Origin of the sequence: Secundilactobacillus collinoides DSM 20515 = JCM 1123, from assembly GCF_001435975.1 — a bacterium.
Lineage (GTDB): Bacteria > Bacillota > Bacilli > Lactobacillales > Lactobacillaceae > Secundilactobacillus > Secundilactobacillus collinoides.
Genome location: NZ_AYYR01000117.1, coordinates 1 through 22,209 on the forward strand (window position 1 = coordinate 1; position 22,209 = coordinate 22,209).

A 22,209-nucleotide genomic window follows, 5' to 3' on the forward strand; every position below is an offset into this window, starting at 1 on the left:
TAGACCAATTATAAGAATAGGCCATTAGTGTTGCACTTAACTTGACAATTGAGGATTATAAAATGGTTAACAAAGATATTAAAAATAAAAGGGAGCGTTCGATTATGACAGACACAAGTAAGTTACATTTTGAAACTAAGCAGGTACACGCAGGGCAAGTTGTTGATGAAACAGGTGCACGTGCTGTTCCAATTTACCAAACGACTTCATACGTCTTCAAAGACGCCGCACAAGCAGCCGGTCGTTTTGGCTTGACTGATCCAGGTAACATTTACACCCGATTGACTAACCCAACCACCGACGTTTTGGAAAAGCGGGTTGCCCAACTTGAGAACGGGACTGCCGGTGTTGCCCTCGCTACGGGTGCCGCTGCCGTTACAGCAGCTATCGAAAATGTCGCTAACGCGGGTGACAACATTGTGTCTGCCAGCACCCTCTATGGTGGGACTTACGATTTATTCAGCGTAACCTTACCAAAATTGGGCATCACGACCACTTTCGTTGACCCAGACGATCCCCAAAATTTCGCCAAGGCCATCGATGACAAGACTAAGGCCCTTTACATTGAAACCATTGGGAACCCTGGTATCAACATTATTGATATCGAAGCCGTCGCAAAGATTGCGCACGATAACGGTATTGTTCTGATTGCTGACAACACCTTTGGGACACCTTACCTGATTCAACCATTGGATCATGGCGTGGACGTTGTGATTCACTCAGCAACTAAGTTTATTGGCGGCCACGGGACGACAATGGGCGGCGTCATCGTTGAAAACGGTAAGTTCGACTATGCCAAGAGCGGTAAGTACCCAGACTTCACCACGCCAGATGACACATACAACGGCATCGTTTGGAACGACATTAACCCCGCAACCTTCACCACTAAGGTTCGGGCACAAACCCTTCGTGATACTGGTGCAACAATCAGCCCATTCAACTCATTCCTGCTGTTACAAGGTCTTGAATCCTTATCACTTCGGGTTGAACGTCACGTTTCAAACGCTCAAAAGATTGCTAAGTTCTTGAACGACCATCCAAAGGTTGCTTGGGTCAACTACCCTGGTTTACCAGGCAACAAGTACAATGACTTGGCTAAGAAGTACTTCCCAAAGGGTACTGGTTCAATCTTCACCATCGGTTTAAAGGGTGGCGAAAAAGCTGGGAAAGACTTGATCGAAAAGTTGAACTTGTTCTCACTGCTGGCTAACGTCGGTGATGCCAAGTCACTGATCATTCACCCAGCATCGACTACACACGCTCAATTAAACGAAGAACAATTGAAGGAAACTGGTATCACACCAGACTTGATCCGGTTGTCCATCGGGATTGAAAATGTTGATGATTTGATTGCTGATTTAAGTCAGGCATTGGATCAAATCGATTAGAGTGTGGAGCGTGATGGGCTCAACCCACACCGCAAGTTACAAGTGACGCAATATCATAAACAAGCTGCACTGTTTTCGGCAAAAACATCGCTCGCTCTCAGACTGAGTCGTCTAAGGGCACTTGAGCAACATAGACAAGTTATTAGGTATGTTCCAAAACAAGTTATAGGCACGCGCCATACTACCTTATTAAACACACACAACCAACAACTGATTATCAGTGACACCATCAAAAAGTTCATGAAGCGCAAATTTCTCAAAGACAATACTTCTCATAAAATAACGATGATCAACGTGGCATGGCGTAAAAAAGTATCCACTTTTCGAAGTGGGTACTTTTTTAATGCCTAACTATTTCGATTATTTTCTAAATAGTGTATACTCTATTTAGATGAAAATCTAAATAGAAAGTGGGTGTATGCCATGGCCATGAGCCAGACGTTGAAGGCGATTGCTGATCCGGTCCGGCGGCAGATTTTGGAACTGCTGCGGGAGAAATCATACTCAGCGGGGGATATTGCCAGTAAGTTTGACCTCTCCCAGGCAACTGTTTCATATCATTTGAAACTGCTTAAAAAGGCCGACTTGATTCGTGAACGCAAAGAGAAAAACTATATTTACTATGAATTAAACGCAACGGTATTCGAAGAGGTTTTGACTTGGATATACAGCTTAGGGATAGGGGGTCATGAAAATGACTAAAACGCAAAAAATCATCGGTTGGACAAGTCTCTGGATCTTATTGCCGATCTTGTATGGCGTCTTTTATTACAGCCAATTGCCCACGACAATGGCGATTCATTTTGATTTCAATAATCAGGCAGATGGCTGGGCTGGAAGAAACTGGGTCGTGTTCGGGTTGCCGCTGATGATGCTCGCGCTGCAGTGGTTTGCGGTGATCATTACGCGGTTGAACGCCACGCATAAAGGGTCAGCACCACGATTGGAACGGGTGCTCTACAGCATTGTGCCAGTGTTAAATCTTGTCTTATACGTGGTAACGATTCAGTTTAACTTAGGTCACGAAGTTGATATTCGACGGGTCGTCATGCTGGTGATTGGACTGGTCTTTATTGCCATGGGTAACTATCTGCCGACCGCTCCTGCGAACAGCAACGTTGGGTTCCACACGCCTACCAAACAAAATGACCAGCACTGGGTGCGTGCTACCCGGCGTCTGGGCTACATTTTAGTGGTCGGCGGTCTGTTGTGCATTGCCAGCATGTTCTTTGCACCATTGGCCTCAGCGATTGCAATGCTAGTGATTATTATCGGTGTAATCGTGGTGGGGCTTGTATCTTTACAAAGAGATTAGTAGGCTGAATTACAAATGGCTTAAAGGAGAGTGCTGATCATGGCAATACCGGAAGATTCAGAGTTACCCCATGTTGCGCGCATGATGGATAAGCGAGCGCTTGAAAAAATGGTTGTTGAGTTGGCCGAAGAAAACGATGATTTTTATCAGGAAATTCGCAAATACATGGGTGTTGATCGTCCCAAAGAAGAACGGCCAAAAGTCGAGTTGTCACGAAAGTACGTTAAGTGGCTTTCGAGTGATGCAAGGGATCATGAATACGACGAGTTTGAATTTAATTTCATCGCCCAAGACTATCAAACAGTTGTGGATGGCTACCTTAAAATTGGTGAAAACAACGTTCAGAAACGTGTTGATTCGGTACGTGGGTTGTTGCTGACGCTCGTTGAAATCGACCGAATTATCACGAAGGCGCCGTTTCCTGAGGTGCAATCACGGCTTTCAAATACGCAAGATGCAGCTATTCAGGCGATTAGCCAACTTATTTCAACAGATATTGAAGCATACGGAGAAGTCAGGGCTGAAAAATATGAACACGCGATTCTTCAAGAACTTAAAAGCCAATATCTCGAATTCAGCCGGTATAAGCTGCTGACCGCATTGATGCCCTTAATTACCGCCAAGAATGCCCAAGAGATATTGAACAAGGTTCTTCAGAATGTCCAAGATGTGAGCGATAACGACATTTATGAAAAGGAAAACAACTTAGCGATATTCCAAGAAAAAATTAACCAGCTTAGTGAAAAATAGGCTGGTTCTAACCCGAAATGACGGGGTGGATGACTCATTAAGGCTGTGCTAAGCAGCACGGTGCACAATCAAAATGTTATTTTGGCGTTCTAGTCATTTAACTTAACTGTTCGCAAAATATAAGCGCCCTGAGTTAAAAATCCAAGTTGGCATTTTTAACTCAGGGCGCTTATATTTTGCAATGGTAATACAACGCTTAGTTTAGTTATAAATTTACCTTTAAAATTTTAACCTGATAAGCCCCATTCGGTGCGTCAATCGATACCACATCACCAACGGTATGGCTCATGATTGCCTTCCCAATCGGTGAGATCAACGAGATTTTATTTGCACCGACATCTGCTTCAGGTGTTCCGACTAGCTCAAACGTGTCTTCCGACTTGTCGTCCATAAATTGTAAAACGACCGTCTTGCCAATTTCAATTACGGCATCGTTCTTCGGCTTGACTACCTGGGCGTATCGGAGCTGTTTACTGAGGTAGCGCAACCGGCTTTCTAAGTGAAGCAGATCACGCTTGGCGGCGCTATATTCGGCGTTTTCGGAGAGGTCGCCCAATGCTCTGGCAGCGGACAGTTGTTCGATTTTTTCCGGTCGCGACTGTTTTAGTGCCTCAATTTCAGCGGCAATCTGGTCGTAGCCAGCCTGCGTGACTTTGTTAAAATACGGTTGCATGAAACCCCTTCTTCATCAAAAAATCAGTCTGTTACAGTTGCACCAAGCACGCCTTTAAAGTGGCCAAGAGCCCACTCTTGCCCAGCAGGGGTCAGCGCTGCCACGGCGTTTTCGTGTACGATAATGTTGTACCCTAAATTGTAGGCATCTACTGCGGTGTGCAACACACAAATATCGGTGCAGACTCCTGTCAGATGAAGGGTGTCAACGTGGCGTTCCCGCAACCGAATGTCCAGGTCCGTGCCCGCAAAGGCGCTGTACCGTGTCTTGTCGTACATATACACTTTTTCATCGTTTTGGTGGTCGTTAAACCACCGCGCAACATCGCCGTAAAATTCTCTTCCCCAAGTGCCGCGCACATTGTGCGGTGGAAACAATTTCGTTTCGGGGTGGTACGGGTCGTTTGGGGTGTGGACATCTGTTGGTAAAATGACCCACGAGTTATCGTTTTCAAAACGGTCTGCCAGAGCGACGATGTACGGGTCGAGCACTTGCCCGGCCTTACCGCACGTCAACACGCCTTTATCGGCCACAAAATCGTTCGTGTAATCAATAATCAGTAACGCTTCGTTAGCTGCCATTTGGCTACCTCCAATGGTTTAATCAAATTGACGTAAAAATTCGGAAAGTTTCTGTAACCCCGTGCGTAACGTTGTTTCATCCGTACAATACCCCAAGCGGGCATGGCCTGGCAAGTCAAAACGATCGCCAGGTACTAATAGGACACCTGTCTCCTTTAAAAGCCGCAGACAGAAGGATTCAGTCCCTTCTGGAATATCAAATTTGATGCAGGATGTGGACACTGCTTTTGGAAATACAAGACTCACGCGCGGCTCGTTTGCGACCCAGTCCTTCAAAATAGCAAGGTTTGTCATCACCAGCTTGCGGTTGCGAGCCAGAACTTGGTCCCGGTGCTGCAGAATGTACACCGCTAGCATGTCGTTGAACACCCCACCACAGATCATCGTATAATCTCGGTACTTGCGGAAAATGTCGCTGACCGTATCGTTAGCCACCGTCCAGCCAATTCGAACGCCGGGAAAGGAGTACGACTTGGACAACGAGTTTGTGGCGATGCCCTTTTCGTAGAGGTCAACGATTGAGGTAAACGCACTCGGGTCATCGAGTGGCAAGTAGACCTCGTCAACTAGAACGTATGCGCCAACCGATTTCGCAACATCAACGACTTGCTGGAGAAAGGCCTTATCCAGCAGCGTACCGGTGGGGTTGTTGGCGTTGTTGAGACAGATCATCTTGGTGTCAGGTCGGATGAGCTGTTTGAGTTCATTGATGTCCGGGTACCAGTCGGCATCCTCGTGAATGTGCCAGAGGTCAACGTCAGCGCCCAACGAACGGGGAATGTCGTAGAGCTGCTGGTAGGAAGGATATTCGCTAATGACGTGGTCACCGGGGTCAATCAGCGAATAAAGCGCTAGGTGGTTCGCACCAGTGGCGCCGTTTGTTTGCAGTACCTGCGATTCGTGGACGTTGTCATAGAGGCCAGCCACGAGTTGTTTAAACGCTGGCGAGCCTTCAATCCAGCCATAGTTCATCTTTGCCTTGCCAAGGTCGTCAAAGAAGCGGTTACGGTCATCACCGTTAGTCTGCAACAGCTCGTCAATGGTCATCGAGGCGATCGTACTTTGTGAAATATCGTAAGTTGCCGATTTCTCCCATTTATTTAACCAGGATTCGACACCAAATTCAGCAATTTTCATCAGGAAACTCCCTTTCTAAGGACGGTTTGTTGACATCATTGTACCATGGAATGTTGGGTAATTTGAGGAAGCAACTGTATATCGAAAGCACACAGTCATATTTCCGTGAGATAACGCGAATCAACACTTCACGGCGGTTGTTTGCCAGAGAGTTAGCTCGATTTTTGCGGTTCAGCTGGCTGGTCCTTTTCATAAAGTTAGTTTCACTATCAAGATGCTGATTCAAAAATAAAATGCACAAGCACTAAAAACTGATATACAGTAGAACATAGGGTATACGTTTACGCTGACAAAGACACCAGTTCTTAAATTCACGTTGTCTATTAGTAAATAGGTATTGTACAATGGCTTTATTATTAATCAAACAGAGGGGGACTTCAGGATGGCAAACACGATTCGAAACCGGATGCAGCTGCATCAGCAAAATATTCAATCTGTGCTGGCACAGGTCTTTAATCACCAGCCAATTTCACGAATCGAAATTTCGCGTAACCTAGCATTAAACAAATCAACCGTTTCCTCCCTCTACAACGCTTTGAAAGAAGAAGGCTACGTGGAGGAACTCGGTGAGGGGGCCGCGTCAACAGCGGGTGGCCGAAAGCCAGTACTTCTCGCAATTAATCGAAGATACGGTTACACCATGAACTTTGACTTTGGGTACCGGCACATCCACGTGATGAAGAATAATTTATCAGGCGACATTATGTCCTACACTCAGGTCGATGCGAAAGGGCTCAGTATTCAAGAGATACTGCCACTAATCGAAACGCAGATTGAAAAAGCGGAGAACGAAGACAAAACGAAACACAATCTTCTGGGTATTAGTTTTGCCATTCATGGGACCATCGATGCCAATGCCATTACGTACTCGCCTTTCTTGGATATGGAAGACATCGACTTGGTTACATACTTTGGCGAGAAGTACGATGTGCCAGTGCTGCTTGAAAACGAAGCGAACCTGGCTGCCGTTTATGAACGGGATTTCAACGATGAAAACCAGCGACTGAGCAACGCGGTCACCATCAGTATCCACCGTGGGATCGGTGCCGGTCTCATTATCAATAAGAAACTGTATCGGGGTGCCCATGGTGAGGCGGGCGAAATTGGCCGGTCATTGCGGATTGGGAACAATGTTGTCGAGACGCCGCACAAGGTTGAAGATTACTGTTCAGAAGATGCCATCATTAATCAAATTAGTGAGGCACGAAAAGGCGCACCCCTGGACCGGTACGCAGTCGTGAAACTTTACAACGAAAATGATGATATTGCAAAACAAGTCATCGGCACGTTTGTTGAGAACACGGCACGGATCATCGTTAACGTCAGCAACGACTACGATCCGGACGAGATCTTCCTGAACTCGCCGCTGATTGAATCACTGCCGGAATTGTTGCCAGAGATTCGGGAAGCTTACAGTAAGATTGTGCCTTCTAATACGGTGATTCCAATGACAGTCACCCGGAACTCCCACTATGCCACTTTGCTTGGCGGCTGTGCGCTGATTACACGACGGGTCCTGAACTTGGAGGACTTCGAACTTAATTTCGCTGCTCAACAAGAATTTTAACTGTGTTATCAGACCACTTTGACGGGGATCATCGTCGAGGTGGTTTTTATGATTTCACAAGCAGTTTTGGTGGCAATTTTGTGGACTGGCACCGGCATTAGTTGTTTAAAACAACTAATTTCAATTTATTTTTGAGAGGTAAAACCCTTACATACCGCCATTCAGGCTTTTATAGCCAGATTTATTCGCATAAAAGGGCTTGCATTTTCCGGTGTAAGCGCTATACTGTGTTTGTGAGTTGGTTGTATGAACAAACTAATTGAAAAACTATTTTAAAAAATTTTAGGAGGCTTCTTCATGGCTGAACAATTATGGGACATGGATAAGATTAACTATGTAGGTAACTCAAGTTTAACTTCTGGTGCAGAATTTCATTATTACAACCCAGACGAAGTCGTTGCTGGTAAGAAAATGCGCGACTGGTTACGTTTCTCTGTAGCATACTGGCACACATTTGACCAACGTCTGGTTGACCCATTCGGTGATGGTACTGCTATGCGTCCTTACGACAAGTACACTGACCCAATGGACAACGCATTAGCAAAAGTTGACTACGCATTCGAATTTTACGACAAATTAGGAAACGACTTCCTTTGCTTCCATGACCGTGACTTAGCTCCCGAAGGCGACACATTACGTGAAACCAACGCTAACTTGGACAAAGTTGTTGACCGGATCGTTGATTACCAAAAGACGACTGGCATGAAGGTTCTTTGGAACACGTCAAACATGTTCACTAACCCTCGTTTCGTTGCTGGTGCTGGTACTTCACCATACGCTGACATCTTTGCTTACTCTGCTGCTCAATTGAAGCACAGTTTGGAAATTGGTAAGCGTGTCGGTTCTGAAAACTATGTCTTCTGGGGCGGCCGTGAAGGTTACGAATCACTCTGGAACACCGACATGAAGTTGGAACAAGAACATGCTGCTAAGTTATTCCGCTTAGCTAAGGACTACGCTAACGAAATTGGCTTCGATGCGCAAATGTTACTCGAACCAAAGCCAAAGGAACCAACGACTCACCAATACGACTTTGACGCCGCAACCACGATCGCATTCATGAAGGAATACGATTTGGACAAAGACTTCAAGTTGAACTTGGAAGGCAACCATGCTAACTTGGCTGGTCATACTTACCAACACGAAATCCGTGTTGCTCGTGAAGCCGGCTTACTTGGTTCATTGGATGCTAACCAAGGTGACAAGTTGATTGGCTGGGATATTGATGAATATCCTTCAAACTTGTACGAGACCACTGCCGCAATGTACGAAGTGCTTGAAAACGGCGGTATCGGCCCTCGCGGTGGTTTGAACTTCGATGCTAAGCCTCGTCGTTCTTCATTCGAAGCAAACGACTTGTTCTACGGCCACATCGTTGGTATGGATAGCTTCGCTGCCGGCTTACGTGTAGCTGCTAAGATGGAAGAAGACGGCGTTTTGAAGAACATCGTTGCCGACCGTTACAGCTCATACAAGTCAGGTATCGGTGCTGATATCGAAAGCGGCAAGGCAGGCTTCAAAGAACTTGAAGCATACTCCCTTGACAAGACCCAAGCTGATCTTCGTGCCGCAACATCATCAGATCACTTGGAACAAATCAAAGACACTATCAACCACTACATTGTTAACACTTTAGGCAAATAACAATTAAAAATGGTTAAATAAAAGCAGCGAGTGGACCTGGTCTGCGCGCTGCTTTTTCTGGTTTTCGTTGCAGGACGTGCCGTTTTGGCGGTGCAGAACGCGACGAGCCTAGTCTATAAGTGCACCGAATTATGAAAATCAAAGAGGAGAAAACCATGAACGAATACGTTTTAGGCGTGGACCTTGGTACCAGTGCCGTTAAGGTGTCCGCTATGAACCGGGACGGCGAAATTGTCGCCCAGCAAAGTTATGATTACCCACTGTCTCAGCCGCACCCTGGCTACAGTGAACAAAACCCCGAAGAATGGGTTTCTGGGACAACTGTTGCTATCGTGCAATTGATTCTGGAAGACCACATCAAACCAGAAGAGATTTCTGGGATCAGTTTCTCAGGTCAAATGCACGGGCTAGTACTGCTTGATGAAAACAACCAGGTCTTACGTCCCGCCATTTTGTGGAACGATACCCGGACCTCTAAACAGCGTGCTGAGATCGAAGATAAGCTTGGCGACAAGTTTGTTGAGATCACTAAGAATCAGCCGCTTGAAGGGTTCACGTTGCCAAAGCTGCTCTGGGTCAAGGAAAACGAACCCAATATCTGGGCTAAGGCGAAGACCTTTGTCCTGCCCAAGGATTATGTCCGTTACCGCATGACTGGCCAAATTGCGATGGATTACTCAGACGCTACTGGGACCGTCCTTATTGACGTGAAGGCTGGTGACTGGAGCAAGGCCATCTGTGATGCTTTCGATATTCCAGTTTCAATGTGCCCACCTTTAATGAAGTCGATTGACTCTGCTGGTCACGTTTCTGAAAGCTACGCACTGTTTTCTGGCTTGGACACCCATACCGAAGTCTTTGGTGGTGCCGCTGATAACGCCGCTGGTGCCGTTGGTGCTGGTATCTTGTCACCAAACATGGTGCTGTCTAGTATCGGGACCTCAGGGGTTGTACTGAAATACGAGGAAGACCCGACCGTTGACTACCATGGCGTGCTCCAGTTTGAATACCACGCCATTCCAGATTCCTTCTATTCAATGGGGGTTACTTTGGCAGCCGGTTATTCATTGAATTGGTTTAAACGCACATTTGCCCAGGATGTTTCATTCAACGACATGGTAGCCAGTGCGGGTGATTCGACCGTTGGCGCCAACGGGTTGATCTACACACCATATATCGTCGGCGAACGGGCACCTTATGCGGATGCTGACGTCCGTGGGAGCTTTATCGGTGTTGACGGAACCCACCAGAAGAGAGACTTTGTTCGGGCCGTGCTGGAAGGCATCATCTTCTCCTTCAAGGACATCATGGATATTTATGATGAACACGACAAAGAATTCGACACAGTCGTTGCCATTGGCGGCGGTGCAAAGAGTCCTCTGTGGTTACAAATTCAAGCTGATATCTTCAATAAGAAAGTTGTCAGTTTGACCAACGAACAAGGCCCTGGCATGGGCGCTGCGATGATTGCAGCGGTCGGCCTGGGATGGTTCAAGGATTTCCAAGAATGTGCCGAGAAATTCGTTCACTTTGGCAAGGAATACCTGCCGAACGCGGAAAACGCGAAGAAGTACGACCAACTGCACAAAATCTACGGTCAGGTTTATAACCAGACTAAAGATCTGAGTCACCAATTGTTGGATTACCGGCGTGAAAACGATAAATAGGGTTGAGGAAGACCAGCTGCGGCTGGTCTTTTTAAGTCGCACTATATCGCTGTTTCGTGTCAAAAACAACAAACAGGTTTGACAATATGTCACGCGTTTTATTATGAAAAATTGATTGCCTTGTCGCCTCCCCAATTTTTGGTATGCTGAAAGAGGGTTAAAAAGTGGAGAGGTGATCTAAATGTGGAGAAAAGCAACGAAAGGCGCGACAAATTACTTTGTTATCCTGCTTGTTGTAGACGTGATTTTTGAGCCGTTATCCTTAATTTTTAAGCACCATTCAAATGGCTTGCTGGGATTATTTATCAGTATTTTAAGGGCAAAAAATGTTTGGCTAGCATTGGGGAGTTGTTCGGCGATTCTCATTTTAGCGTGGTTAGCACTGGCACTGGTATATCTTGCCGTACAAAGACTGAACGCTTATATGGGCAAGGATGATCTCTTAAAATAAAGACAATGAAGAAAGCCAAACAATCGGAGTTTCGGGTGGTATACTGTCAGCCCAGCATGCTTTCAATAAGCAGCCCGATTTTATTGTATGGCGTGGTATCAGAGAGGATGTGCACATGCATGTCCTTTTTGTCATTATTAATCCGATTGTACTCAGCCCAGATAGGGTTGCTCCTCAGAGATCAATTTGATATGATTGCGATAATATCAGTATTGGGGAGGCTGAGAAATGGTCATACAGGCTGTTAAAAACGCAACGATGTGGGTGATGATCGGTGTGATCCTGAACTTAGTTTTTGAACCGGTCGCCTTGATGTTTCACCACCCCCTAGACGGGCTATTTGGACTGGTCTACAACATTTCACAGGCTCCGGACGTCATTGGTGCGGCGCTTGTTTCAATCGCGCTTATTGCTGTTATTTGGCTGCTGTTGATTTTGTTCTTCTTAGTCTTAGCCAGAGTGATGAAGTCTGGTGGGAATAATAACGGCTACAAATAACCCCACTACCAAAAGCATACAAAAAAGCCATCTGACGATCATTGTCAGATGGCTTTAAATGTGTGTTAGTCAATCGTAATTAATGCAGCAGGGTGAAATTATTCGCCCCAAGCAGATAAGCCTTGTGAGTTGTACAGGCTGACAGCGGCATCGATTTGGGCATCGACGTCACCACTGCTGATGTGCATGTTTTGGAATAAACCATAAGCACCACTAGTTGCGTTCACAACGTATGGTTCCCAGTTTGATTCACGGGTGATGATGGTGTTCCAAGTTGATTCAGAAACACCGGTCCGTGATGACATTTGTTCCAGAACATAACTTTGTTCGCTTGAACTTAATGTTGATGATGAACTTGTTGTTGAAGTTGAAGAACTCGTTGAAGCTGAGCTAGTAGTTGAACCAGTTGAGCTATATGAGTTATATGAGCTGTATGATGGTGTGGTTGAAGTCGAGTATGATGAGTACGATGGGGTACTGTGACGGTAGCCATAACCAGAATATGATTGGCTGTATGAAGGTGCTTGACTTGCGTATGCAGAGGTAGTTGATGCGTTTGCGGTAACGGCACCGGCAGCGACTAAACCAAAGGTAACTGCGGTGGTAGCGAGAATTTTGTTAACAATATTTTTCAAGATATACACTCCTAATTGTAAAAATCTAAAGCTTCCGTTTACTTTCAATTGCTGACTAACACGAGTCAACAGGTACGAGTTTAACGGCTAATTGTTAGTGTTGGGTAACGTGTATTTTAAGGATTTGCGTCAATCATGGCAAAATGTCGAGATATTGTCATAAACTGTAATATTTGTAATATTGAGAAATTTAGTACAAAACTGGCGTGCTAGTGATGAGAATGGGCGTGAAACGCGCTCAATTTCAAAAAAATAATAGGCGAATAGGTCAAAAGTGTGTATTTTGGTCATAAACTGTAACGGGAAAAGATGGGGTAATTTGCGAAAAAAATACCGAATTTTCTCGATTTTTTTTAAAAGAGGAGCTTTTTTTCAATTTGAATGAGTTTTTTCGTTGCCTAAAAAGCCAGTTTTTTTGTTTTTACCAGACGATAAACGCTTTTCATCGGAAAACAATCATGAAATTTTGGCTTCGAAGCGCTTCATGCAACTGCTCAGTGTGATCGACCCTCAATAAGGGGCAAAAGGCAGTAGTAATAAGTCGAAAGTGATTGAACGCAAGATCATTAAAGTGAAGTTTCTTCTATATTAATAGACAGCAAAAAGGATTAATAGACAACAAAAAGGCCACCCTAATCTGAGGTGGTCTTTTACATACTGATTAATTGAGTAGCTGTTAACGTGGTCAGTACTCGGCAACCGCAAGCAGCAGTTCGGTCAGGCACAACGCACCAAGCATATCTGATAATAATTGTTCTAATCAAAGTTAGGGATAGCAGCCTCGTAAGCATTGATCTGGTCCTCATACTGCATCGTGATCGCAATGTCATCCAGGCCGTTAACAAACTTATGTTTCCAAAGCGGATCAATGTCAAAGTGGAAGGCCTTGCCAGCGTAGCGGACTTCCTGGTTCGGCAGGTCAACGGTGATTTCAGCGTCGGATGGTGCAGCGGCTAAAAATTCACGTTGGTCCTCAGGCAAAATGATGGCTAATAAGCCATTCTTCGTGCTGTTCATGTAGAAGATATCACTATATCCGCCTGCGATGACAACTTGAAAACCATAGTCCTTCAACGCCCAAACAGCGTGTTCTCGTGAAGACCCGCAACCAAAGTTGTCGCCGGTAACTAAGATGTTGGCCCCTTGGCGTTCTGGTTTGTTGAGGATAAAGTCTGGATTAGGTTGGTTAGGAGCGGTGTAGCGCCAATCGTAAAACAGGTTCTTACCGTAGCCGACCTTCAAAATATTCTTTAAAAACTGCTTTGGAATCAGTTGGTCGGTGTCGATGTTTTCCTTCATTAACGGTACTGAGGTACTCGTGATTGTTGTGATGGGTTTCATTCGGTGACACCTTCCTTTCTGATATCGACAAAGTGGCCGTTAATGGCTGCGTAAGCCACCATGGCTGGGCTAGCAAGGTGGGTTCGGGAACCAGCACCCTGTCGGCCTTGGAAGTTCCGGTTTGAAGTTGACGCACAATGCACGCCAGCGGGTACTTGGTCAGGGTTCATCCCCAGACAAGCAGAGCATCCTGGTTCGCGCCAGTCACAACCGGCGTCCTTGAAGATCTTATCGATACCGAGTTCTTCAGCCTTTTCCTTGATGGTTCGGGAACCGGGCACGACGAGGGCGGTGACTTGCGGGGCAATGTGATGACCCTTCAGAACATCGGCGGCAATCTTCAAATCAGAGAGGCGGCCGTTGGTACATGACCCGAAAAAGGCAAATTCGATTGGAATATCTGGTGCTTTTTCGCCTGGCTTCAACCCAACGTAGTCGTAAGCCTTTTGATCATCATCGTTCTTAATTTCTGGGAACGGCTGGTCAACTGGTACCGCCATGCCGGGGTTGGTGCCCCAAGTGACGAAGGGTGCCAAATCGCTCACGTCAAAGTCGATGACCTTGTCAAAAGCGGAATCGTCGTCGGTGTAGAACTGTTTCCAGTAATCGATGGCCTTGTCCATGTGCTTTGGCGCGTATTTGCGGCCGGCAACGTAATCAAAGGTGGTTTGGTCAGGTTGGACTGAGCCCATCTTAGCGCCGCCTTCAATGGCCATGTTGCAGAGCGTCATGCGTTCTTCCATACTCATCGCTTTGATGGTATCGCCGTAGAACTCGGCTGCGTAGCCGGTCCCGAAGGCAACACCTTCACGAGCGATGATGCCCATGATGATGTCCTTGGCAAAAATACCGTGGGGCATCTTGCCGTGAACGTGGATGCCCATCGTCTTTGGTTTCGTTTGCCAAATGGTTTGCGTTGCCAAAACATGTTCAACTTCACTGGTCCCGATCCCGAAAGCAATGGCACCAAAGGCACCGTGAGTGGCAGTGTGAGAATCCCCACAAACAACGACCATCCCGGGTTGTGTCAGCCCTAATTGCGGACCGATAACGTGGATGATACCTTGATCTTCGTGACCCATGCCGGCAAGCCGAATACCAAATTCCTTAGCATTTTTACCGAGGGTGTCGATTTGCTTTTTGGAAATGGCATCCTTAACGTTATAAATATCCTTGGTAGGAACGTTATGGTCCATCGTAGCAAAACTCTTATCGGTCCGGCGTACTTTCCGGTTATTTTCACGCAAGCCTTCAAAGGCCTGTGGTGACGTGACTTCGTGCAATAAATGCAAGTCAACGTAAATCAATTGCGGATCGCCGACCTTACCGGTGATAACGTGACGGTCCCAGATTTTATCAAACATGGTTTGGCTCATAATTATGCTGACCTACTTTCTTAATCGTTTTAATAATCGTATCGGTAACTTCATCGGTGGTTGATGTTCCACCAAGGTCGGGGGTGACAATCTGATCGTCGATTGATTTGTCGACGGCCGTCATGATCGTGTCTGACAGGTCTTGCCGGTCAAACGAGTTGGCGAGCATCATGGCCACAGATTTGATCATGGACAATGGATCAGCAATCCCCTGACCCGCGATGTCGGGTGCGGAACCGTGAATCGGTTCGTAGAGGGCGGGGCCATCGGTACCCTTACTCATTGAAGGGATGGTTCCGAGCGACCCAGTAATTTGTGCGGCTTCATCACTGAGAATGTCACCGAAGAGGTTTTCCGTTAAGATGACGTCAAACTGACCAGGGTCAGCAATGATCTTCATCGAAGCAGCATCAACATAACTTGTGTCGTAAGTCACCTCTGGGTAGTCGGCAGCAATTCTAGCGGTAATCTTTCGCCAGAATTTGCTGGTATCCAGAACGTTGGCCTTGTCGACCAGTGTGACGTGCTTGCGACGCTTCATAGCCATATCGAAGCCGACCTTAACGATACGTTCAATTTCGTTTTCCGTGTAGCGCATGGTGTCCAGGGCGTAGGTCTCGTGAGTTTCACGCGGCGTCCCAAAGTAGATGCCGCTTGTCAGTTCGCGGACGATAACGAAATCGACGGGGTCTTCGTTTTTGATTGGTGAATACTGACGCATTGCCGGACTGATCACGGTTGGCCGGATGTTTGCAAACAGGTTCAGCGCTTTTCGAATTTCCAGCAAACCGGTTTCTGGCCGGCGCTTGGCTTTATCCCACTTGGGGCCGCCAATTGCGGAAAGTAACACGGCATCGGCTTGCTTGCAGGTGGCTAACGTGGATGCGGGTAACGGGTCGCCCATTTTATCGATGCCTTCACCCCCGAAAGGAACGGGATGAAGCGCGTAGTCGAAATTTTGATTTTCGGTAACGGCGGCCAGGACCTTTAGCCCGGCAGCCATGATTTCTGGACCAATATAGTCCCCGTTAAGTACGGCAATTTGTGCAGTCATTAAGCGCTCACCTCGCTGGTAGAATTTACTTGGGACATGATTCGGGTCAGATCATCTTCGGAAACGATATCCGTGTGATCGGAACAATCCTTGAAGATCGGGAAGATGGTCTTCATGGCGTCGCGGTCAACACTGAAGCCCATTTCGTTGAGCTTGTCCATCACGGCGTGGGAGCCGGAAAGCTTGCCCAAAGGCAGCGTGGTCTTAGCAGCGCCAACTGATTCAGGAGTGAGAATTTCGTAAGTTTGCGGGTTCTTCAGCATCCCATCTTGGTGAATCCCTGATTCATGGGCGAAGGCGTTAGCTCCAACGACGGCCTTGTTGTGAGGTACCGGCATCTTGGCAAACTTGCTGATCATGTCGCTGGTCTTCTTCGTTTCTTTCATGTTGATGTTGTTTTCAGCATCGTAGTAGTCTTTACGGACGTACATTGCAGCTGCCACTTCTTCAAGGGCGGCATTACCGGCACGTTCGCCGATACCATTGATGGTGCCTTCGATACGGGTTGCACCGTTTTCAATGGAAGCCAGGCTGTTGGCAACGGCCATGCCAAGATCATCATGACAGTGAACGGAGAAGGTGATGTCGTTAAACGCTGGAATGTTTTCCCGCAGGTTCTTGAAGAGGGCGGCAAATTCAACCGGGTTCGTGTACCCAACGGTGTCTGGAATGTTGATCACGGTTGCCCCAGCATCAATGGCAGCTTGGATGGATTCTACCAAGAAGTCTGGTTCTGTCCGGGTCGCATCTTCTGGTGAGAATTCAACGATGTCAAAGAATTTATGGGCATATGTAACGTGTTCAGTAATGGAATCGATGACTTGCGCCTTCGTCATATGTAGTTTGGAATCCCGATGAATTGGGCTGGTGGCGATGAAGACGTGAATCTGTTTATGGGCGGCGTCAGCGGTAGCTTTAACACAAGCATCGATGTCGCCTTTACGGGCCCGCGCTAGTCCGGTAACGCGGACCTTCTTCACGGCGCGTGCGACGGCTTGGACGGCGTCAAAATCCTCCTTTGAAGCAACTGGGAATCCGGCTTCGATCACATCAACGCCCCAATCCTCAAGCTGTTTGGCAATCGCAATTTTTTGGTCAACACTGAAGTTCACACCAATGGTTTGTTCCCCGTCACGCAACGTGGTATCGAAAAATTGAATTTGTTTTGTCATAAGAATGACCTCCTTAAAATTTAGAACCCAAGTAACAAAAAACACCCCATTCAGTCGAATGGGGTGTTCTGTCAAAGCCCCATTCTCATAACGCAAACAGGACTTGACAAGTTTAGATGTCTAAGTCCTGGGTTATAATAATAAGGCTAACGCAAAGGTTACAACTGCAGCAGTTTTAATTTGTGATTGTGAGACTGATTGGTTTTTCATAGTTGTAACCTCCGTTCGTTTTTTGTATGAAGTAAATCTAACATACATTCTGAGAGGGAACAAGGATTATTCTCATTAAAATCACATATATTCCATATTGAATACTCACTGTGATTGCTATGATGTGATTATAAGCACATTTATCTTTTTTTAATTTTATTTTTATGTTTGTTTGGAATATTTTATAAATCAATTGCCGGTAAATACTGGTTTAATTGGGATCATGGACAGTTTTTCCCCCTGGTAAATACACATTGATTTAATAATGAATTTGAATGAATCACGAGAAATTTTTGCGGAACATTGGCACATAACAAATAAAAGTGATGCATATGCATCACTTTTATTTGTCTCGATGAATCGGCAATCACTAATAACTACTTGAGAAATTTTTTCCAGTCTTTGACTGCTAAAAATTGCGTTCGTTTGAATGCTTCTTTCATATCAAACGGGACTGTTCCATCAATAATAGTTTTTGAAGTCATTCCAATCGTTCGAATTGAGGCTGGGTCATACTTTGGGTTTTGTGATGGGTCTAATGCATGGCCACGCGATTCAGGCAAGACAATCACATCTTTATCTCCTTGGAAACGAGTGTTCATTGTCCACATTACGTCGTCCATATCGAAGATGTCAACGTCGTCATCGACCAACCAAACTGTTTTAAGTTCCTTAAATGCTGAGAAGGCGAGCAGGGCGGCCTGACGTTGAATGCCCTCATCAGATGCTTCTGATTTGTGAATTTGGAGAATGGTCATCAATTTACCGCCGCCTGAAGAGGGGTTATAAACATTCGTGACTTTCCCAGGAATTGCTTTTTGTGTCAAATCCCAAATGCTAGCTTCTGTCGTAATACCTTGCATTGATACGAGTTCTTCACTTGGTCCTAAAGTTGTTTGCATGATTGGATTATCAGATCGGTGTGTCACTGCAGTAACTTTGATAACTTGCAAAGAGGGATTGGCCACGCCATCGTATCCCAGAAATTCTGGCATGGCTTTGCCGGTATGCGTATGAATATCCTCTTGCATACGTTCATTTGGCAAGATGTAGCCTTCAATTGTGTATTCAGATTGTGCGATTGCATTTTCTTCAACAGTGATAGCCGGAACCAGTTCGACCGGTTGGTTTCGAATAGCGCCCGCCACGCCTAGTTCGTCGTAACCAATTGGGGTTGTCGGTGCAGCAAAGGTGGCACCAATCGTGATAGCTGGGTCCAAACCGATGTTGATCGTGATTGGCATCGGTTTATTTTGCGCTTCGTATTCCTTGGCAAAATCACCAATATGGCGGCCACCTGGATTAATATAAATTGCTAATTTATCCTTTTCTTCAATGGCCATTCGATGAATAGTGACGTCGCTCATTGAACCATCAAGGCTAGACCCTAATACCAATCCCATTGTGATATATGGTCCAGCATCCTCGGGGGTATTAGTTGGTGCAGGCACCAGAGTATGCAGATCAAAGTCTGCATCCGTGGCTAATTTAACAACTTCATGCGCGGGCACATCCTTGTTTGAAGTTATTACGGGTGTGATGGGGTTCGCAACGGCTTGCCCGACATATTGCCCCAATCTTTTAGCGTCCATATCAAAAATTTTTGCCACACGCTGACGAGTGCCCATGATACCCGTCAGGACACGAGTATTTGAGAACCCCTTGATTTTATTAAACATCATTGCGGGACCATGACCCGTGGGGCGAGCAGTCGTCCCACCAGTTCCAATATAACGGTACGCACCGGCTAACTCGGCATCGGGATCAACCTCAATATTCGTTTCATGATAGTTACTCGGATCATTCTTAAATAATGCCAGAACACGTCGTAAATTCCAGGGTTCTTCCGCCACAATAATCACATTCCTTTCAGTTTTGTCTACGTTATCGTAACTATAACATCAAGCCGGTTAATGATTTATTCCAATTTGAACAGGTGCCAGTCCCAAAAAGAATGGATGGCGGATAATTCATTCGACAGTCATCATCGTCACATTACTTCAAGTAATCCTGCCAGTTTTTAACTTCCTTAAATTGTGCACGTTCGAAATTTTTCTGCATATCAAATGGAACAGTGCCGTCTAAAATAAGTTTGGAGGACATACCGCGGGTTCTGATCGATTTTGGATCATAGGCTTGAAGTTCAGAGGGATCTAGCGGATGATTGCGCATGCCTGGTAACACAATCAAATCCTGGTCGGCCTGAAAACGCGTATTGAGTGTCCAAATAACATCGTTCATGTCGAATATATCAACGTCTTCATCAACCAAAATAACCGTTTTCAACTCTTTGAACGCTGAGAAAGCAAGTAGTGCTGCTTGACGTTGGATGCCCATGTCAGATTCTTCCCCTTGGTGAATCTGCATGATACTCATCAACTTGCCGCCTCCAGCTGGCGGGTTAAATACGTTAGTCACCTTACCCGGAATTGCACGGTCAACCAGTGACAAGATCGATGCCTCGGTTGGAATACCGGCTAAATTAACGTGTTCTTCACTAGGGCCAATCACCGTTTGCATGATTGGGTGATCTTTCCGATGTGTGACCGCCTTTACTTTAATGATATTGACGGCTGGATTGGCATCGCCATCATAGCCGGGGAACTCGGGCATGGCCTTACCCGTATTGGTGTTGATATCCTCCTGCATCGTTTCATTGGGTAGAATTTCGCCTTCAATCGTGAATTCCGAGCGTGCTAGTGCGGTTTCATCGACCGTCAGTCCTTGTACTAACTGAACTGCTTCGTTGCGGATGGCACCGGCAACACCAAGCTCATCGTAGCCAAGCGGGGTAGTCGGCGGTTCGAACGTGGCACCTAGGGTGACGGCGGGATCCAAGCCGATACTGATAGTGACAGGCATTGGTTTATTTAGTTTTTGATACTGTTCCAAAAAATGACCAATGTGCCGCCCACCGGGCATGATGTAGATGCCGATTGTGTCCTTGTCTTCCAAGACCATTCGATGAATCGTCACATCATGCATCGTCTTGTCAGGACTGGATCCGGAAACGAGTCCCATTGTGATATAGGGGCCGGCGTCATATTCTGTGTTGGTCGGGGCGGCGACCAGCGTACGGATGTCGAAATCCGGATCTGTGACTTTATGAATGTCTTCATGCGCTGGTGCATCTGCCTCAGATACTGTGACTGGGTTAACGGGATTATCTACTGAATCACGTAGAAATCGTCCGAGGGTGTGGTAATCGTGATGAAACATTAATCCGACGCGTTTACGGCTTGCCAATAAGCCAATAAGCACGCGGGTGCCTGGAAAGCCAGTCACGTTGTTAAACAGCATGGCGGGGCCTTCTTGAGTTGGCCGCATCACCGTTCCACCGGCACCAATGTAACGATAGACACCAGCAAGGTCGGCATTGGGGTCGATTTCTTTGTCAGTCGCGTGAAGTTGACCTGTGGATTGCTGCAGTTCTCTCAACACTTTTCGTAAATCATAAGGCTCATTTGTCATGAAGTTATTCCTCCTTTATCAGCTATATGTAAACGATTTCACATGTAGTATAAAGGACGAGTGTTGAGGTTTCAAATGATTCGACCATGCCCAATTGTGCAACCAACAATTCGTTTCAAATTGATGTGTAACGTATGTTCTTTGGATTTTGGCGTAGTAGGTTGTTTATTGATTGAACGATTTAGCAAGACTATTTTTTACAATAAAAAAGCGTTAGGACTTGTCCTAACGCTTTTTGGGGTACCGACCATCTAATTTACTATTTACCGATAATAGTCAAAACGGCTTCGCCAACGCCACGGGCAGACTGCGGGTTCTGTCCCGTGACAAGCCGGCCATCAACCACGATTTTTTCGGTATACGCCGGCGCTTTAGTGTGTACTGCACCTGCGGCCTTTAGACTGTCTTCCGCTAAAAATGGGACATCATCAGTTAATTTGTTAATGGCTTCTTCTTCGTTAGTAAAACCGGTGAGTTTTTTGCCAGCAATGAATTTGGAACCATCTGAATTTGTGATTGGCAGAAGGCCAACGACACCGTGGCATACTGCTGAAATAACGCCGCCGTTATCGTAGATTTTTTTGGCAATTGATGCAACAGCATCACTGGTTGGAAAGTCCCACATCACACCGTGGCCACCTGCATAGTAGATGGCTGCATAATCTGAGGGGATCACATCACTCGGCTTCAACGAGCGTGCTAGTGCATTTCTTCTGAAATTGGCATCATTATAGAACTGCCAATTAGTATCATCCATTTCATCGCTGCCAATGCTTCCTGGATCCAGAGGAACATAACCCCCTTGTGGGCTAACGTAATCAACAACGATGTTATTTTCTGCCATCACTTCATTAAAGTGGGTTGCTTCACTTAACCAAACTCCAGTGGCGCGATTGAGGTGATCAAACTTAGTTGTGTTGGTTAAAACCATCAGTACTTTAGTCATGTTAAAATTCCTCCTTGTTAATAGCCACGTTAAAAATTATTTTGTGACTCGTTGTAAGTAGATACAATCTAGTACATCCCTATCGACTGAACAAGTCCATTTTTAATCTGTTTCATGACTAGATAGAATAATAGAAATATTATATATAATATCCAAATATTAATAGAAACTAACTTAACATATATTATTTTTATTTCTAAAACAATCACGCTAATTAGGCATTCTGAGCATTACATATAACTATTTAATATTTATATCATCATCTATTTGAGAACCATTCTAAACATTGACTATTCAAAAACATCAGTGTACAGTTCGCCTGTACTTATCAAT

General features: G+C 45.8%; 20 protein-coding genes. 9 read left to right on the plus strand and 11 right to left on the minus strand.

What is annotated here, in order from left to right:
- Positions 1–104 precede the first annotated feature (104 nt).
- From FC82_RS14655 to FC82_RS14670, 4 genes are all read left to right on the plus strand, one after another.
- A complete protein-coding gene (locus tag FC82_RS14655) occupies positions 105–1,388 on the plus strand; it encodes an O-acetylhomoserine aminocarboxypropyltransferase/cysteine synthase family protein (RefSeq protein ID WP_056997415.1) in 1,284 nt (427 codons plus the stop codon).
- Between the two features lie 423 nt (positions 1,389–1,811).
- Positions 1,812–2,090 carry an autorepressor SdpR family transcription factor gene (locus FC82_RS14660; protein WP_054760191.1) on the plus strand — a complete coding sequence of 93 codons (279 nt, stop codon included), beginning with the start codon at positions 1,812–1,814 and terminating at the stop codon, positions 2,088–2,090.
- Positions 2,083–2,703, plus strand: coding sequence for a DUF1648 domain-containing protein (locus FC82_RS14665; RefSeq protein ID WP_054760193.1), 621 nt, complete (start codon positions 2,083–2,085; stop codon positions 2,701–2,703). The genes FC82_RS14660 and FC82_RS14665 overlap by 8 nt, the downstream gene beginning before the upstream one ends.
- 39 nt (positions 2,704–2,742) lie before the next feature.
- Positions 2,743–3,453 carry a hypothetical protein gene (locus FC82_RS14670; RefSeq protein ID WP_056997374.1) on the plus strand — a complete coding sequence of 237 codons (711 nt, stop codon included), beginning with the start codon at positions 2,743–2,745 and terminating at the stop codon, positions 3,451–3,453.
- 205 nt (positions 3,454–3,658) lie between these two features.
- Here FC82_RS14670 and greA read toward each other — a convergent pair whose 3' ends face one another.
- The 3 genes from greA to FC82_RS14685 are packed head-to-tail and all read right to left on the minus strand — an operon-like array spanning position 3,659 to position 5,844.
- A complete protein-coding gene (greA, locus tag FC82_RS14675; protein WP_056997375.1) occupies positions 3,659–4,126 on the minus strand; it encodes a transcription elongation factor GreA in 468 nt (155 codons plus the stop codon).
- 23 nt (positions 4,127–4,149) lie between these two features.
- Positions 4,150–4,707, minus strand: a complete 558-nt coding sequence (locus tag FC82_RS14680; RefSeq protein WP_054760197.1) for a cysteine hydrolase family protein — start codon at positions 4,705–4,707, stop codon at positions 4,150–4,152.
- Between the two features lie 18 nt (positions 4,708–4,725).
- Positions 4,726–5,844 carry an aminotransferase gene (locus tag FC82_RS14685; protein WP_056997376.1) on the minus strand — a complete coding sequence of 373 codons (1,119 nt, stop codon included), beginning with the start codon at positions 5,842–5,844 and terminating at the stop codon, positions 4,726–4,728.
- Between the two features lie 382 nt (positions 5,845–6,226).
- Between FC82_RS14685 and FC82_RS14690 the strand changes: the two genes are divergently transcribed.
- The 5 genes from FC82_RS14690 (at position 6,227) to FC82_RS14710 (ending at position 11,671) form a co-directional block, all read left to right on the plus strand.
- Positions 6,227–7,411, plus strand: coding sequence for an ROK family transcriptional regulator (locus FC82_RS14690; protein WP_054760198.1), 1,185 nt, complete (start codon positions 6,227–6,229; stop codon positions 7,409–7,411).
- 297 nt (positions 7,412–7,708) lie between these two features.
- Positions 7,709–9,055 (plus strand): xylose isomerase, encoded by a 1,347-nt coding sequence (gene xylA / locus FC82_RS14695; RefSeq protein ID WP_054760200.1) that lies wholly within the window; start codon positions 7,709–7,711, stop codon positions 9,053–9,055.
- Positions 9,056–9,210: 155 nt separating this feature from the next.
- Positions 9,211–10,722, plus strand: coding sequence for a xylulokinase (gene xylB, locus FC82_RS14700; protein ID WP_056997377.1), 1,512 nt, complete (start codon positions 9,211–9,213; stop codon positions 10,720–10,722).
- Between the two features lie 181 nt (positions 10,723–10,903).
- Positions 10,904–11,173 (plus strand): hypothetical protein, encoded by a 270-nt coding sequence (locus tag FC82_RS14705; RefSeq protein WP_056997378.1) that lies wholly within the window; start codon positions 10,904–10,906, stop codon positions 11,171–11,173.
- Between the two features lie 228 nt (positions 11,174–11,401).
- On the plus strand, positions 11,402–11,671 hold the full coding sequence (locus FC82_RS14710) for a hypothetical protein (protein WP_054760204.1): 270 nt from the start codon (positions 11,402–11,404) through the stop codon (positions 11,669–11,671).
- A 98-nt stretch (positions 11,672–11,769) separates the two neighbouring features.
- Here the strand turns inward: FC82_RS14710 and FC82_RS14715 are convergent, their stop codons facing one another.
- The 8 genes from FC82_RS14715 to FC82_RS14750 form a co-directional block, all read right to left on the minus strand.
- Entirely contained in the window at positions 11,770–12,306 is a 537-nt protein-coding gene (locus FC82_RS14715) for a transglycosylase SLT domain-containing protein (protein WP_054760206.1), read from the minus strand.
- A gap of 756 nt (positions 12,307–13,062) precedes the next feature.
- On the minus strand, positions 13,063–13,647 hold the full coding sequence (gene leuD / locus FC82_RS14720; RefSeq protein WP_054760208.1) for a 3-isopropylmalate dehydratase small subunit: 585 nt from the start codon (positions 13,645–13,647) through the stop codon (positions 13,063–13,065).
- Entirely contained in the window at positions 13,644–15,023 is a 1,380-nt protein-coding gene (gene leuC / locus FC82_RS14725) for a 3-isopropylmalate dehydratase large subunit (protein WP_056997379.1), read from the minus strand. Before leuC ends, leuD begins: the two co-directional genes overlap by 4 nt.
- Complete coding sequence (leuB, locus tag FC82_RS14730; protein ID WP_056997380.1) at positions 15,004–16,077, minus strand: 3-isopropylmalate dehydrogenase; 1,074 nt, start codon at positions 16,075–16,077, stop codon at positions 15,004–15,006. Before leuB ends, leuC begins: the two co-directional genes overlap by 20 nt.
- Positions 16,077–17,249 carry a 2-isopropylmalate synthase gene (locus tag FC82_RS14735; protein ID WP_056997381.1) on the minus strand — a complete coding sequence of 391 codons (1,173 nt, stop codon included), beginning with the start codon at positions 17,247–17,249 and terminating at the stop codon, positions 16,077–16,079. The genes leuB and FC82_RS14735 overlap by 1 nt, the downstream gene beginning before the upstream one ends.
- A gap of 587 nt (positions 17,250–17,836) precedes the next feature.
- Positions 17,837–19,312, minus strand: coding sequence for a UbiD family decarboxylase (locus tag FC82_RS14740; protein WP_056997382.1), 1,476 nt, complete (start codon positions 19,310–19,312; stop codon positions 17,837–17,839).
- A 142-nt stretch (positions 19,313–19,454) separates the two neighbouring features.
- Positions 19,455–20,930 carry a UbiD family decarboxylase gene (locus FC82_RS14745; RefSeq protein WP_054760212.1) on the minus strand — a complete coding sequence of 492 codons (1,476 nt, stop codon included), beginning with the start codon at positions 20,928–20,930 and terminating at the stop codon, positions 19,455–19,457.
- A 259-nt stretch (positions 20,931–21,189) separates the two neighbouring features.
- Positions 21,190–21,876 carry a type 1 glutamine amidotransferase domain-containing protein gene (locus FC82_RS14750; RefSeq protein WP_056997383.1) on the minus strand — a complete coding sequence of 229 codons (687 nt, stop codon included), beginning with the start codon at positions 21,874–21,876 and terminating at the stop codon, positions 21,190–21,192.
- Positions 21,877–22,209 lie beyond the last annotated feature (333 nt).